The following is a 14,896-nucleotide window of genomic DNA, read 5'->3' on the forward strand; positions in this document are numbered from 1 at the left end:
GCGAGGCCGCGCCTCATGCAGCCTGCACGGGGATTCATCCACGCATGGCGTGGATCTACTCTCAGGCGTAGAACTCCTGATAGTCGTGGCCCTACTGCTTCGGTCGCCGATCATCCTGATCATCACCGAAGATGATGACCGCGCTGCGATCTATGTCGTTTCCGGCACTCGAATCTGCACTCAGGTCGTATGGGCTGCCCGCTGTCGATTGGCCTGTCGGATGGCTGCAACCGTTGAAAATCGAGATATCTCCACATGCTGTCCCACGGACCATATCGGCATAGGTCTTCGTGCGCGGAGTGGCAGATTTGTTTGATCGATCGATTTTCGGCAAACTTTGGTGTCCGGTGTTGTCCCGTAGGACGTCGATGCAATCGCAGATCAGATCCATCATTTCGAGCGAATCACCCAACATCGTTGATGCACTGGATGATGTTGAAGCCACCGACAAGGTGAATCAGTTTCTGAATGCCAGGATCCAACAGGTAAACGTCATTGACTTGGAAGGATGGCGACTGCTGGTGGGCGTGACGATCCGCAACACCAACGCCATTGGAATCTTCAAGCGCGCGAGGCGATTTCCTTCCGATAAGGAATTCGAGCTGAGTATCTCCATCCCCGTGCCCGGCGTCGACGATGCGCAGTACGGTTTGCCTGACAATGCCCTATGTGGAAAGGGCTTCTTCTCTCCCGTGAATGATGCGAAGTTCCATGTCATCAGCCCGCAGTATTCAAAGTATCAGGGGCTACAGGAATATGTCGTGGGTAGCGCGGAACGTGCTATCGACATGGCGTTTGAATTGGGCTTCAGTTGCAACGGAAAGGTGATTCGATATGTTGCTTGATGAGTGCGGCGGAAGGCACAGCCATCATTCCTGACTGCGGCTGCTCAAAATACACGGGGCTGACGCGTGGCTGAAGATGGGGGGAGTGCGGGAACTCATCCACGCATGGGGTGGATCTACTGCAGGGGCGGGTCAGAGCCCTTTCCTGCGGAAAGGGATCCGACCCCGTTGCACGTGGACCCTACCGCTTCGGTCGCCGGTCTTCGCGGTCGTCGCCGAAGATGATCCGCGCGCTGCGCTGATAGCTCCAGTACGCCACCGCCCAGTTCAACAGCACCACGACGCGGTTGCGGAACCCGATCAGGAAGAACACGTGCGCGGCCAGCCAGAACCACCAGGCCAGCACGCCGGACAGCTGCAGCTTGCCCAGGTGCACGATCGCGGCCATGCGGCCGATGGTGGCCAGGTTGCCGAAGTCGGCGTACTTGAACGGCCCGGGTGCGGGCTTGTCGTGCAGGCGTGCGCGGATCGTTTCAGCAACATACTTGCCCATCTGCTTGGCGGCAGGCGCAACGCCCGGTACCGGCTTGCCGTTGGCCTGGTTCAGCGCAGCAAGGTCGCCGGCCACGAACAGTTCCGGGTGACCAGGCAGGGTCAGGTCGGGCTGCACCTGCACGCGACCGGCGCGGTCCAGCGGTACGTCCAGAGTGCGCGCCAGCGGTGAGGCGGCCACGCCGGCGGCCCAGACCACGGTGCGCGCGGGCACGAACTGGTCGCCCAGGTTGAAGCCCTGTCCATCGATGTGGCTCACCGGCGTGCCGGTCATCACTTCCACGCCCAGCTTTTCCAGCTGCCGGCGTGCCTTCAGCGAAAGCACTTCGGGGAAGGTGGACAACACGCGCGGACCGGCCTCGACCAGCCGTACCTTGGCGCTGGCCGGATCGATGTGGCGGAATTCATTGCGCAGCGTATGCCGGGCGATTTCCGCGAGGGTGCCGGCCAGCTCGACGCCGGTCGGCCCACCGCCCACCACGGCAAAGCTCAGCCATGCCGCCTTCTTTTCCGGGTCCGGTTCGGCTTCGGCGCGTTCGAACGCCAGCAGCAGTTTGCGGCGCAGGGCGATGGCATCGTCCAGGGTCTTCAGGCCGGGCGCATCGTCCGCCCATTCGTCGTGGCCGAAGTAGGCATGGGTGGCGCCGGTGGCCAGCAGCAGGCTGTCGTAGTCCAGCGTGCTGCCATCGGCCATGCGCACCTGGCGGGCCTGCTTGTCGATGGCTACCACTTCGCCCAGCCGCACCTCCACGTTGCGCTGGTGGCCGAGGATATGGCGCAGCGGTGCGGCGATATCCGGAGCGGACAGCCCGGCGGTGGCCACCTGGTAAAGCAGCGGCTGGAACAGGTGGTGGTTGCGACGGTCGACCAGGGTGATGCGTATGCGTTCGCGGGCCAGCGCACGGGTGGCCCACAGGCCGGCGAAACCGCCGCCGACAACGACCAGGTGGGGGACGCGATCACGACTCATCGACTCACTCCAGGGGGGCATGGGGGAAGTGCCTGGCATCTTCGCACGGCCGCTCCTTGTCACGTCAGCGTGCATCGGGATCGGCGATACTCGGGTTCAGGCAACTGCCCGTGAGGAGTCCATGAGCGAACCGGAAAAGCGCATCGCCCTGTTGATCGACGCCGACAATGCACCGGCCTCGAAGATCGACGAAGTCCTGGCCGAGGTCGCGCGCTACGGTGTGGCCAACGTCCGCCGTGCCTACGGCAACTGGAAGAGCCCTCGGCTGAAAGGCTGGGAGGCGGTGCTGCACGAGTACGCGATCCGGCCGATCCAGCAGTTCGCCTACAGCAAGGGCAAGAACGCGTCGGACATGGCGATGGTGATCGACGCGATGGATCTGCTGTACGCGCGCAACCTCGATGGTTTCGCGATCGTGTCCAGCGATGCCGACTTCACCCCGATGGTGATGCGCCTGCTGACCGATGGCGTGAAGGTGTATGGCTTCGGCGAAAAGAAAACGCCGGAACCCTTCGTCAACGCGTGCTCGAAGTTCACCTACCTCGAAGCGTTGGGCCAGACCCACGCCAGCGTGCAGGATGTGGAGCAGGCAGCGAACGAACAATCATCGAACGGACAGGCGCCCAGCGAGCAGGCCACCAGCGATGATGCGCGCCCACGCAAGAGCGGGGCGGAGATGCGCAGCGACACGCGTCTGGTGAAGATGCTGCGCCGTGCGGTGTCCTCGGCAGAAGGCGAGGATGGCTGGTCGCACCTGGGTCCGGTCGGCAGCCAGATCGGCAACCAGGCCTCGTTCGATCCGCGCAACTACGGTTACGGAAAACTCAGTGACCTGCTGGCGGCGATTGGTTTGTTCGAACTGAAGAAGGACGGTAAATCCTCCTACGTACGCGCGCTGCCGAAGAAGAACCGGTAGCGCCGGGCGTTGCCCAGCGTGTGCCGGTCGCGCAGCACTGCGGAAGACACGGTGAGGCTACAGCGTACGTGCGCTGGAGCCGGCGTAGCCTTCCGCAAATCCGTTGGCGAAGTCTTCAACGCCATTGAAGGCCAGCAGCAGTACGCCGGCGCACAGCAGCATGTTGCGGTTCGAGCGCCGGTACCCGAGCACCAGCATCACCAGTCCTGCTGCCAGAAGCGTGTAGTTCACTGCATCCCATGCGGTCATGTCGTCTCTCCCTGTGGATGGGCGTATCGTAGCGGCTCCGCGCCATCGCGGCGCACTGCTGCACGCAAGGAAACCCGCATGTTGAAGATCTGGGGCCGCCGCAATTCCAGCAACGTCCGCAAGGTGCTGTGGTGCGCCGAGGAAATCGGCCTGCCGTACGAGTCCATCGAAGTGGGTGGCAGCCACGGTGGCACGCAGTCGCCGGAGTACGTGGCGATGAACCCGAACGGCCTGGTGCCGGTGATCGAAGACCACGGCCTGCCGCTGTGGGAGTCGAACACCATCGTGCGCTACCTGAGCGCGCGCTATTCGCTGGGCACGCTGTATGCCGAAGATCCGATGGAACGCGCCCAGGCCGAAAAGTGGATGGACTGGAGCACCTCGCGGATGGCGCCCCTGTACTCCGAACTGATCTGGGGCATCATGCGCACCGCACCGGCCGACCGCGATGAGGCGCGCATCAATGCGGCGATCGTGCGCGCCGGTGATTTCCTGGCGCTGCCCAACGCAACCCTGGCCAAGCAGCCGTGGCTGTCGGGCGAGACGTTCGCCATGGGTGACATCGCGCTGGGCTCGTTGATCTACGCGTGGTTCGAGCTGCCGATCCAACGCCCGGACCTGCCGCACCTGGCCGAGTGGTATGCACGCCTGCGCGAACGCCCGGCGTACCAGCGCGGCGTGATGTCACCGATGACGTAAGCGAAGGGGCGACGTTCGGGGTCAGAGCCCTTTTCTGCGGGGATCCGACCTCAAGCCATCGGGGCCGGATCCCACCCAGCGGGTGGGCTCCGACCCCAGCGCGTTGCCCTCAGTACAGATCCGTCGGATCCACATCCAGCGACCAGCGCACCTTGCGTGCCTCCGGCAGCGCGTACAACTGCGGCACCAGCTGTGCCAGTACCCCATGCAGCGGCGGCCGCTGTGCCGCCGACAGCAGCAGCTGCGTGCGCTGATAACCGGCACGGCGTGGCATCGGCGCCGGCATCGGCCCGTAGGCCTCCACCATGTCCTGTTCACCCAGCAGTTTCCGCGCAGCGAGCAGGAACGCGTTGGCGTGCTCGACCTGCTGCGCTTCGGCACGCATCAATGCCAGGTGCGCGAAGGGCGGGAACCCGGCTGCCTGGCGCTGGTTGAGTTCGGCCTGCGCGAACGGGTGGTAGCCACCGTTCACCAGCGTCTCCAGCAGCGGATGGCCCGGATGATGGGTCTGCAGCCACACTTCACCCGGATCGCGCGCGCGACCGGCGCGGCCGGCTACCTGGATCAGCTGCTGCGCCAGTTTTTCGCTGGCGCGGAAATCGGCCGAGAACAGGCCTTCGTCGATGCCCACCACCACCACCAGCGTCAGCTTGGGCAGGTCGTGGCCCTTGGCCAGGATCTGCGTGCCGACCAGGATGCCGGGCGCGTTGCCAAGCTTGGCCAGCTGCTGCTCCAGTGCATCGCGGCGGGCGGTGGTGCCACGGTCGATGCGCACCACCGGAAAATCGGCGAAGGCACTGACCAGGTGTTCTTCCAGTCGCTCGGTGCCGATGCCCTGTGGCTGCAGCGCCAGGCTGCCACAGGCGGGGCAGGCCAGTGGTGCCGGCTGCCGCGCACCGCAGTGGTGGCATTGCAGGCGACGGCCACCGCCATGCACGGTCATCGGTGCATCGCAGCGGTTGCAGGGTGCAGTCCAACCGCAGTCGTGGCACAGCAGCACCGGTGCATAGCCGCGGCGGTTCTTGAACACCAACACCTGCTGGCCACGCTGCAGGTGTTCGCCGATGCCGGCCAGCACGTCGGCGGAAAGGCCATCGCGCAGCGGACGCTTGCGGACGTCGAGGATGCGCACGCGCGGCGGTCGGGCATCACCGGCGCGCTGTTTCAGGCGCAGGTGCTCATAGCGGCCGGCATAGGCGTTGTGCAGGGTTTCCAATGACGGCGTGGCGCTGCCCAGCAGCACCGGAATGCCCTGCGCCTTGGCCCGCACCAGAGCGAAATCACGTGCGTGGTAGCGGATGCCGTCCTGCTGCTTGTAGCTGCCGTCGTGCTCTTCGTCCACGATCAGCAGGCCAGGTTGCGGCAGCGGGATGAACACCGCCGAACGCGTACCCACGATCACCCGTGCTTCGCCGCGCGAGGCCGCGGCCCAGACCCGCGCGCGCTCGTTGTCGGTCAGTCCCGAGTGCAGCGCGTGCACGGCAATGCCGAGACGGCCGCGGAAGCGTGCCAGGGTCTGCGGGGTCAGGCCGATCTCGGGCACCAGCACCAAGGCCTGCTTGCCCTGCGCCAGGCAATGGATGATCGCCTGCAGGTAGACCTCGGTCTTGCCGCTGCCGGTCACCCCGTCCAGCAGGAATGCCTGGAAGCTTTCGGTGGCGGTGATCGCGGCCACGGCCTCGGCCTGCTCCGGATTGAGGGTGGGGCCGGGCAGGGGCTGGGCGTGCTGCGGCACCACGCTCAGGGCGATGCGCTCGGCCAGGTCGCGCTTGCCCAGGCTGCGTGCGGCCACCCGCCAGTCCTGCATGCGTGCGGACAGGACATCTTCGTCCACCACGGCTTCGGCCAGCAGCTCGGCCAATTGCCGTGGACGGCTGCCGGCGCGCAGCTTCTCGCGCTGGGCATGGCCTTCGGCTGTCAGCTGCCAGCCCCAGTGATGGGTGTCGGGCAGCGGTTCGCCATGCCGCAGCGGGCCGGGCAGGGCGGTGCTCAGTACTTCGCCCAAGGGGGCGTGGGTATAGCGGGCCAGCCACTGCAGGCTCTGCCACAACTCGCCCTGCAACAGCGGTGTCGTGTCACACCAGGCCAGTGCCTGGCGCAGCCCCTGGCTGTCCTCCACCTGCCCATGCCCTGCCACCACGCCGATCAGTTCGCGGTTGCCGAACGGCACCTTCAGCCGGCAGCCGACCGCTACCGACGGGCCTTCGCCCTGCGGTGGCAGGTAGTCGAACAGGCGCGGCAGGGGCACGGGCAGGGCAACCTGCAGGGTCGGGACAGGGCCGGATTCAGGGGCAAGCATCGGGTCAGTGTAACGGCCCATGCGAGGGCGCATGGCAGTGGCAGATGCGACTGCCATGCCCTCCGGCGAATCATAAATGTCACCTAAATATCGGTGTCTATTGGAGATTCAGTCTTATCCACATCTTCTGTGGATAAGTCTGTGCGTTAGCGGCTCATGGCGCCGTATGAGGCCGATGGCGACGGCCTCACGCTTCGGTTGGTCAAAAAATAGCCACACTTTAAAAGTAATAAAAATCAATAACTTAAGTGTGAAACATTGCTGAAACAGGGTGAATTCAGCCATTCACGCAGGAATCGCCCGGTTCCCGCGTGGTGCTGTGCACAACCTGCAGCAGAAAGCGTCTGCAATCGCAAGTCCTGCCGGGCAGCGATGGGCTGCCGCTATCATGCCGGCAGACCTTTGGAGTGACCGATGACGGCTGTGCCCGCCCCTGTTTCCTCGACCGCGGCCGGCGCGCTGTCGGCATTTCTGCGTGGCGTCGAACGCCGTGCCCTGGTCGTGGCCGAACTGCAGTGCGGTGACCCCGCCCGTGCCGAACAGACGCTGGTGGCGGTGATGCGCGCCTTCGCCGCGGTCGCCAGCGACCTGCCGATGGCGCAGTGGCCCAGCCGCTTCTGGACCCTGCTGGGCCAGCGCCAGGCGCTGCGCGAGCCCGCCACCGGTCAGTGGCCGCCTTCGCTGGCCGCGCTGGGTGAGATGGCACCCTTGCCGCGGCTGGCCCTGCTGCTGCGGGTGGGGGGCAGCCTGGACGAAGGCATCGCCACCCGCGTTCTGGATGTCGACGAAGAAGGCTATCAGCGCCTGTTGGCCACGGCCTGCCCACGCGATGCCGATGGCCAGCCCGACGCCGCTGCATGGCGCGCTCTGGCCGAACAGGTGCAGCTGCGTGTCCGCGATCTGCCGGCCAAGCGCCTGCAGCAGCTGCAGCAGCCGTCCGCGCCAGCGGCCAACAACCAGGCACCTGCTTCCAGTTGGCGTGCGCCGCCGCGCGACGAACGCGCATCTACAAGCGGCAAGCGTCGCCGCCCCAATGCCAAGCCGCGCTGGCGTGGCCCGGTGATCCTGTTGATCACCGTGGCGGTGCTGCTGCTGGCTGCGTTGGGCTGGCGCCATTGGCAGGGCCGTGCGCTGATTGCCGATGGCCCCCTGCCCGAAGGCGTGGTGGGTGAGGCCGGGCCGGTCACCGTCGAGGCGCTGCCAGCCAGCGATGTCCGCCCCGCTGCGGGCAGCGATGCGCAGGCCAGCGAAGATGCCGCGATGCTGGCCGACCGCGATTACCCGCTGCTGGCCGAGGCCGACATGCATGCCTGGAGTGCCGCCGGTGGCCCGTTGCCGGTGGACGAGTCACAACCCAAGCCGACCCGTCCGGAACCGGTCGGCGCAGCGCTGGAAACCTCTGCTGCCGATGAATAAGCTCTTCTTCGCCGGCCTGCTGCTGGCCCTGCCGCTGTCGCTGGCGGCTGCTCCGCAATCAGTGAACGTGCCGCTGCCCGCACCGTCGGCAACACCATCGGCCGCGCCCACTGCGGCGGCGGCATTCGCGCAACTCGATCCCGCCCAGCAACGCCAGCGTCGCAGCGACTACGCCGCGTGGCGCGCCCTGCCGGAGGGCGAGCGCGAGCGCATCCGCCAGGCCGCCAGCCGCTTTGCCGCGTTGCCGGCCGATCAGCAGCAACGGCTGCGCGCGCAGTTCCAGGCACAGGACCAGGCTTTCCGCGAAGGCTGGCGGCTGGGCCCGCAACTGGGCGCCGAGTTCCCCAAGCTGCACGGCCTGTTCGGCTTCGTACCGCCGCAACAGCGCGATGCCGTGCTTGCCGTGCTGCGCCAGTTGAGTCCGTCGCAGTTGGCGCAGCTGGCCCTGGTCGCCCAGCGCACGCCGCCGCAGGAACGCGACAGCGTACGCAGCGCATTCCTGACGGTCCCCGCCGCCGAACGCGACACCTGGCTCAAGCGCCAGGCCGGGCAGTAAGCAAAAAGGGGACGGAGGGAATTAAGTCGTTTTTTGGCTCGACTGTGCCGGATACGACTTAATTCCCTCCGTCCCCTTTATGGGGCAGTCATGGGAATGACCGCCCAGCGCGCGTAAGATGGCCGGCCGCAACCCGGTGCCTGTGCCCTTCGCGCGCAACCGTAGTTCGCGTCAAGCACCTTATGTCTACTGCAACCTCCGCGCCGCGCTTCAGCAAGGAAGTCGGCGCTACCGGTCTGCTTGCCCTGCCGCTTGTGCTCGGGCACGTCTCCACCGGTCTGATCTCCTTCGTCGACAACGTGATTGCCGGCCACCATGCGACATCCACCCTGGCCGCAGTGACCATCGGCACTGCGCTGCTGTGGCTGCCGATGCTGATCCCGATCGGCACGCTGATATCGCTCACCGCCTCGGTGTCGCAGCTGCATGGCGCCGGCCGTGAGCGCGAGATCGGCCCGCTGTTCCGGCAGGCGCTGTGGCTGGCGCTGGGCCTGGGCCTGATCATGTTCACCTTCCTCACCGTGGTGCCGCCGCTGCTGCCGGCATTCGGCATCGCCCCGGACATCGTGCCCGGCGCAACGGCCTTCCTGCATGCGGTGCGCTGGGGTGGCCCGGCGCTGACGCTGTACTTCTGCATGCGCTATCTCAGTGAAGGCATGCATTGGACGCTGCCGACCATGCTGCTCGGTTTTGGTGGCCTGCTGGTGCTGGCGCCGATGGGGTACGTGCTGGCCAACGGCAAGCTGGGCTTCCCGGAAATGGGCGCTGAAGGCCTGGGCATCGCCTCGGCGGTGATGATGTGGCTGCAGGCGATCGCCTTCGGTACCTACCTGTGGTTCACCAAGCGCTTTGCCCACCTGCAGCTGTTCTCGCACTTCGAGGGGCCGCGCTGGTCAGCGATCTGGGACCTGCTGCGCACCGGCCTGCCGATCGGCATCACCGTGCTGATGGAAGGTGGCCTGTTCATCGTCACTGCATTGCTGATTGGTCGCCTGGGCGCCAATGAAGCGGCCGCGCACCAGATTGCGATCAACGTGGCGCAGCTGTGCTTCATGATCCCGATGGGCGTGGCCGAGGCGACCACCGTGCGGGTCGGCCATGCGGTTGGCCGTGGTGATGGCTTCGGCGTGCGTCGTGCGGCGTGGGCCGGCTACGCGATCATCATGGGTACGCAGACGCTGTCGGCGGCGGCACTGCTGTTCGGCCACGACGCCATCGTCGGCGTCTACACCAACGACCTGGCCGTGGCCGGTCTGGCTTCGACCCTGCTGCTGTACGCGGCCACCTTCCAGTTCCCCGATGGCATCCAGGTGCTGTCGGCCGGCGCGCTGCGCGGCCTGAAGGACACCCGCGTGCCGATGTTCATCGCCATGTTCGCCTACTGGGGCCTGGGGATGCCGCTGGGTGCCGGGCTCGGCCTGGGCCTGGGCATGGGGCCGCAGGGCATGTGGATCGGCCTGATCGTCGGCCTGACCGCCGCCGCCATCCTGATGGGCTGGCGCCTGAGCCGCAGCAGCAAACGCATTGGCCAGTCCAGGCTGGCCTGACATCACGCCGGTCCCGGGCAACCGTGACTGGCGATCCCCTGACTTGTGTCCGATGCTGCCTCACGCGGCACCGGCTATGCTGTTACCACGGCAAGAAGCCATCCGGAGTGCTCCATGAACCAACCCGTGCCGCCGCTGCCCCCGGCGAACCGCAATCCTGTCGCCAGCTTCTTCATCGGGCTGTGGGACGTGATGAATTTCACCCGCCGGTTGATCCTCAACCTGGTGTTCTTCGGCCTGTTGCTGCTGGTGCTGGTGATGTTCATCGTCGCTGCGGGCATGGGCGCAGGTGCCAGCAAGGCGCTGCAGGACCGCACCACCCTGGTGATCGCGCCGGAAGGCCGCCTGGTCGAGCAGTACAGTGCCGATCCGGTCAGCCGCGCGCTGGCCAAGGCCGTCGGTGACAACGGTGCCGAGGAAGTGCAGCTGCGCGATCTGATCCGGGTGATCGAGAGCGCGCGCGACGACAAGAAGATCGAGCGGGTGGTGCTGGAACTGGACAAGCTGCAGCCGTCCGGTTTCGCCTCGCTGCGCGAAGTGTCCGCCGCGCTGCAGGAACTGCGCGCTTCGGGCAAGCAGCTGGTGGCCTTCAGCGAGAGCATGGGGCAGTCGCAGTACCTGCTGGCCGCACAGGCCGACGAGGTCTACCTGGACCCCATGGGTTCGGTGGTGCTGGAAGGCCTGGGTCGCTACCGCCAGTATTTCCGCACCGGCCTGCAGGACAAGCTGGGCGTGGACGTGCACCTGTTCAAGGTGGGCGAGTACAAGTCGGCCGCCGAGCCGTACGTGCTCGACGCGGCGTCGCCGGCATCCAAGGAAGCCGATCTGTTCTGGATGAACGATGTGTGGCAGCGCTACCTCGGCGATATCGCCAAGGTCCGCCGCCTGGATCCGGCACAGCTGGCGGCCGGCATCGACACCCTGCCTGAAGGCGTCGCTGCCGCCGGCGGCGACCTGGCCAAGTTCGCCCTGCAGCAGAAGCTGGTTACGGCGCTGAAGACCCGCGAGGAATTCGAGGATCTGATGATCGAGCGCGGCGTGGCCGATGAAGACGCCGACGGTGGTTTCCGCAACATCGATTTCGGCACCTACATGGCCCAGCTCGATGCGCGCCGCAACCCGGTTGATTCGCGTCCGCAGGTCGCGGTCATCGTGGCCTCCGGTGAAATCAGTGGCGGCGATCTGCCGGCCGGCCGTATCGGTGGTGAATCGACCTCGGCGCTGCTGCGTGCGGCCCGCGACGATGACGACGTCAAGGCCGTCGTGCTGCGCGTGGATTCGCCGGGTGGCGAAGTCTACGCCTCCGAGCAGATCCGTCGCGAAGTGGTGGCACTTCAGGCTGCCGGCAAGCCGGTGGTGGTGTCCATGGGTGACCTCGCTGCGTCCGGCGGTTACTGGATCAGCATGAACGCCGATCGCATCTATGCCGATCCGTCGACCATCACCGGTTCGATCGGCATCTTCGGCATGATCCCCAACTTCAGCCGTGCGCTGGACAAGTTCGGCGTGCACACCGATGGCGTCGGCACCACCCGTTTCGCCGGTGCCTTCGACGTCACCCGGCCGATGGACCCGGCGGTGGGCCAGGTCATCCAGTCGGTGATCAACAAGGGCTATGCCGATTTCACCGGCCGTGTTGCCGAGGCCCGCAAGAAGCCGGTCGAGGCGATTGACGAAGTGGCCCGTGGACGCGTCTGGAGCGGTGCACAGGCCAAGGAGCGCGGTCTGGTCGATGCCTTCGGTGGCCTGAAGGACGCCGTGGCTGACGCTGCTGGCCGGGCCAAGCTGGGCGCGACCGACAAGTACCGCGTGCGTTACATCGAGAAGGCGGCGACGCCGTTCGCGCAGTTCGTCAGCGGCTTCGCTGGCAGCCACGCCGGCGCCTGGATGCTGGCCGATTCCGGCGTGGGCCGGATGATGCTGGCGCGCACGATGCCGGAAATCGATACGCAGCTGCGCTTCGTTGAGAACGCGGCCCGCGAGAAGGGCAATGGTGCACCGGTGAAGTCGCTGGCGTATTGCTTCTGCGGGTTCTGATGGCCCATCCACGCATGGCGTGGGTCTACTGGGGATGTCCACGCATGGCGTGGAACTACTGAACGCACAGCGCCCGGCCTTGGCCGGGCGTTGTTGTATGCGGGCATCTACTGCGCGTCGGCCTCTGCCTTGCGCTCGCGTTCGGCCGCCTCGTCCAGGGTCTTCTGCACGCCTTTGGCGCGGTCCAGTGGTTGATTGACTGCCTTGGCCAATGCCTGCGGTTCCGGTGGTCGTTCCGGATTCGGCGGTGCGGGACGCTGGCACCCGGCCAGCAGTGCGGCCGACAGCAGAACGGGAATCAGGACGCGCATGGCAGCTCTCCACGAGGGACGTGTAGTCAGTGTCGCATCCCGGGCGGTGGACGGTCGTGAGCGCGTATCCTTGCCGCATCGAAACACAGTGGGCGCGGCCCCGGAGGACATATGACCCAGCAACGGTGGCGCCTGGATGGGCAGACGGCCCTGATCACCGGTGCCAGCGCCGGTATCGGCCTGGCGATCGCGCATGAACTGGCCGGTCTCGGCGCCGATCTGATGATCGTCGGCCGCGACCTGGACATGCTGGAGAGTGCCCGCGACGAACTGCTGGATGTGTATCCGCAGCACCAGGTGCACGCCTTGGCCGCCGATGTGTCCGACGACGAAGACCGCCGGCAGATCCTGGACTGGGTCGAGGACCACGCCGACGGCCTCCACATCCTGGTCAACAATGCCGGTGGCAACATCACCAAGCCCGCCACGGAGTATTCCGAAGACGAGTGGCGCGGCATTTTCGAGACCAATCTGTTCTCGGCGTTCGAACTGTCGCGCTATGCGCATCCGTTGCTCGCGCGCCACGCTTCATCGGCCATCGTCAACGTCGGCAGCGTGTCTGGCCTGACCCATGTGCGCAGCGGCGTGGTCTATGGCATGACCAAGGCGGCGATGCACCAGATGACCCGCAACCTCGCGGTGGAGTGGGCCGAGGATGGCATCCGGGTCAATGCAGTAGCGCCCTGGTACATCCGGACCCGTCGCACTTCCGGTCCGCTGTCCGATACCGACTACTACGAGGAAGTGATCGGACGCACGCCGATGCGGCGCATCGGTGAGCCGGAGGAAGTGGCCTCGGCCGTGGGCTTCCTGTGCGTGCCGGCGTCGAGCTATGTCACCGGCGAATGCATCGCGGTGGATGGCGGCTTCCTGCGATACGGGTTCTGACGGGACCACCCGCTGCGGATGGAGACATCCACGGCGGGCGTGGATGCTCTCTACTTCGGTACGGGGCAGTCGCTGGCTTCCAGCACGGTCTGCAGGCGCTCGCGTTCGCCGCGCGCTGCCGGTTGGTTTTCCGGCGCAGCAAAGCGCTCGCGTCCGCGTGCATCGCGGAAGCGCTGCTGCCAGCTCCCGCAGCGCTGCGCTTCGACCACTTCAGTGCAGCGGTCCCTGACCACCTCGCAGCTGGCGGCGTTCACCGGTGTCGCTCCGCCCAGGCCCTGCACGTTCAACAGTTCGCAGCGGCCTGGTGCAGCCTCGTACTCATGCAGGTAGGAACCGCCCTGCGTGTCGATGCACTGGAAGATCGTCGGCAGCGGAGGCTTCGGTGGCACGCTGCCATCCACCGCCGTGGCGTCGGTCGCCCGTGGCAGCATCGCGCTGTCGAGGATGGCGTCGCCGCCTTCGTGCTCGACCATGCGTGCTTCCATGATCGTGCGGCCCTCACGTGGCTGCGTCGCGGCAGGCTCGGCGGCGGCGTCCACGGACGGCATCGCTGCAGGCGGCGGAAGGGGGCGGTCCTGCACCGGCGCAGCTGGTGCTGCGGCAGCTGGCGCAGGGACGCGCTGGATCTGCTGGCGGGTGCCGGCGGGGCAGGGGGTGCGTTGCAACGTAGGAACATCGCTGCTGCCCATGCAGCGGTAGATCACCATGTCGTCGGCCAACGCGTTGCCGGACAACAGGCCCATGGCCAGCCAGATCAGTCTTCTCATGCGATCAGCCTACAGCGGTGGCACATGCCCCGGTAGTTGCCAACCTTGGTTGGCACCCGCAGTGCCCATGCCGTGGTAGTTGCCAACCTTGGTTGGCACCGCTGTTTGCCAGCGCCCACCAAGGTGGGCGTCTACCAAAGCGGGGGTACCGTCCTCAGCGTGGGTCTCAGCCGCCGCAGTCCTGCGCCAGCCGCGCGTCGATGCCACGCTGCTCCTTGCTGATCGCGGTGCGCTCGCTCTGCAGCGCGCTGTTGTAGCGCCGGTCCAGTTCCCAGCGACGATCACGCAGGCGTGCGCACACTTCCTGCGGGGGCAGGGCGTGGCAGGTATCGCGCACCAGGATGTTGCCGGCAGGCACGTTGACACCGACGCCCACTGACGGCGGGCGATACACCGCAGGCCCGCCGCCGATGGGGGTACCGATGGTGTTGCCGCTGCCGGCCGGACGCGGCCCCGGATGCGGTCCGGGGTACGCACCGCCAGGATGACCATGCGGGTACCAGACCGTGGTCCACAGCGGCACCCAGCGCGGATTCCCTTCGTTGTTGTCGCTGGTGTAACGGTCGCCGTCTTCACTCACGCATTCGTACATCGGCTGTGGCGGCTGGATGTAGACATGGCGCACCTCGCGCTCGCGCATCGCTGGCGTCTGCACCGGTGCGGGCGGCGCGGCCTCAGTGCTGACCACCCGTGGCGGCGGGTCGCGCGGCCGTTGCAGGTCGCGCACTTGCTGGCGGCCGGCCGTGCAGGGCTTGTCCTGCAGCGCGACGGCACCATTGCTGGCGACGCAGCGGTAGACCCGCACGTCGTCGGCGGCAAGGGCCGGCAACGACAGCAGCAGGGCCAGAGACAGGACAGGGCGCAGCAGGGTCATGGGCGCAGCGTGCGCGATCGGCAACGCCGA

At 66.5% G+C, this 14,896-nt stretch carries 14 protein-coding genes; 8 read left to right on the forward strand and 6 right to left on the reverse strand.

What is annotated here, in order from left to right:
* Positions 1-368: 368 nt before the first annotated feature.
* Complete coding sequence (gene imm9 / locus AC07UW_RS04840) at positions 369-845, forward strand: Imm9 family immunity protein (protein ID WP_495211539.1); 477 nt, start codon at positions 369-371, stop codon at positions 843-845.
* A gap of 181 nt (positions 846-1,026) precedes the next feature.
* Here the strand turns inward: imm9 and AC07UW_RS04845 are convergent, their stop codons facing one another.
* Positions 1,027-2,307, reverse strand: coding sequence for an NAD(P)/FAD-dependent oxidoreductase (locus AC07UW_RS04845; RefSeq protein WP_495211540.1), 1,281 nt, complete (start codon positions 2,305-2,307; stop codon positions 1,027-1,029).
* Between the two features lie 121 nt (positions 2,308-2,428).
* Here AC07UW_RS04845 and AC07UW_RS04850 point away from each other — a divergent pair, with 121 nt between their 5' ends.
* The gene (locus AC07UW_RS04850; protein WP_025879390.1) at positions 2,429-3,223 is read left to right on the forward strand and encodes an NYN domain-containing protein; all 795 of its coding nucleotides are present in this window, start codon (positions 2,429-2,431) and stop codon (positions 3,221-3,223) included.
* Positions 3,224-3,280: 57 nt separating this feature from the next.
* Here the strand turns inward: AC07UW_RS04850 and AC07UW_RS04855 are convergent, their stop codons facing one another.
* Positions 3,281-3,472 (reverse strand): hypothetical protein, encoded by a 192-nt coding sequence (locus tag AC07UW_RS04855; RefSeq protein ID WP_025879391.1) that lies wholly within the window; start codon positions 3,470-3,472, stop codon positions 3,281-3,283.
* A gap of 78 nt (positions 3,473-3,550) precedes the next feature.
* Between AC07UW_RS04855 and AC07UW_RS04860 the strand changes: the two genes are divergently transcribed.
* On the forward strand, positions 3,551-4,171 hold the full coding sequence (locus AC07UW_RS04860; protein ID WP_033832343.1) for a glutathione S-transferase family protein: 621 nt from the start codon (positions 3,551-3,553) through the stop codon (positions 4,169-4,171).
* Between the two features lie 109 nt (positions 4,172-4,280).
* Here AC07UW_RS04860 and AC07UW_RS04865 read toward each other — a convergent pair whose 3' ends face one another.
* Entirely contained in the window at positions 4,281-6,470 is a 2,190-nt protein-coding gene (locus tag AC07UW_RS04865; protein WP_495211745.1) for a primosomal protein N', read from the reverse strand.
* 414 nt (positions 6,471-6,884) lie between these two features.
* On the opposite strand from AC07UW_RS04865, the gene AC07UW_RS04870 reads away from it, so the two are divergent.
* The 4 genes from AC07UW_RS04870 to sppA all read left to right on the forward strand — a co-directional run bounded on the left by AC07UW_RS04870 (position 6,885) and on the right by sppA (position 12,026).
* Positions 6,885-7,886, forward strand: coding sequence for a hypothetical protein (locus AC07UW_RS04870; RefSeq protein ID WP_495211541.1), 1,002 nt, complete (start codon positions 6,885-6,887; stop codon positions 7,884-7,886).
* The gene (locus AC07UW_RS04875; RefSeq protein WP_495211542.1) at positions 7,879-8,442 is read left to right on the forward strand and encodes a DUF3106 domain-containing protein; all 564 of its coding nucleotides are present in this window, start codon (positions 7,879-7,881) and stop codon (positions 8,440-8,442) included. The genes AC07UW_RS04870 and AC07UW_RS04875 overlap by 8 nt, the downstream gene beginning before the upstream one ends.
* Positions 8,443-8,624: 182 nt before the next feature.
* Positions 8,625-9,989 carry an MATE family efflux transporter gene (locus AC07UW_RS04880; RefSeq protein WP_495211543.1) on the forward strand — a complete coding sequence of 455 codons (1,365 nt, stop codon included), beginning with the start codon at positions 8,625-8,627 and terminating at the stop codon, positions 9,987-9,989.
* 114 nt (positions 9,990-10,103) lie between these two features.
* Positions 10,104-12,026: a signal peptide peptidase SppA gene (gene sppA, locus AC07UW_RS04885; protein ID WP_495211544.1), complete on the forward strand. Its 1,923-nt coding sequence runs from the start codon at positions 10,104-10,106 to the stop codon at positions 12,024-12,026.
* 107 nt (positions 12,027-12,133) lie between these two features.
* Here sppA and AC07UW_RS04890 read toward each other — a convergent pair whose 3' ends face one another.
* On the reverse strand, positions 12,134-12,337 hold the full coding sequence (locus AC07UW_RS04890) for a hypothetical protein (protein WP_312109868.1): 204 nt from the start codon (positions 12,335-12,337) through the stop codon (positions 12,134-12,136).
* Positions 12,338-12,448: 111 nt separating this feature from the next.
* On the opposite strand from AC07UW_RS04890, the gene AC07UW_RS04895 reads away from it, so the two are divergent.
* Positions 12,449-13,225 carry an SDR family oxidoreductase gene (locus AC07UW_RS04895; RefSeq protein ID WP_495211545.1) on the forward strand — a complete coding sequence of 259 codons (777 nt, stop codon included), beginning with the start codon at positions 12,449-12,451 and terminating at the stop codon, positions 13,223-13,225.
* A gap of 50 nt (positions 13,226-13,275) precedes the next feature.
* On the opposite strand, the gene AC07UW_RS04900 is transcribed toward AC07UW_RS04895, so the two are convergent.
* Together AC07UW_RS04900 and AC07UW_RS04905 are read right to left on the reverse strand one after the other, a co-directional pair.
* Complete coding sequence (locus AC07UW_RS04900) at positions 13,276-13,992, reverse strand: hypothetical protein (RefSeq protein ID WP_495211546.1); 717 nt, start codon at positions 13,990-13,992, stop codon at positions 13,276-13,278.
* Positions 13,993-14,158: 166 nt separating this feature from the next.
* Positions 14,159-14,866 (reverse strand): hypothetical protein, encoded by a 708-nt coding sequence (locus AC07UW_RS04905; RefSeq protein ID WP_105164726.1) that lies wholly within the window; start codon positions 14,864-14,866, stop codon positions 14,159-14,161.
* Between the last annotated feature and the right edge of the window lie 30 nt (positions 14,867-14,896).

The sequence above is a fragment of the Stenotrophomonas sp. GW821-FHT02D01 genome (assembly GCF_059421765.1).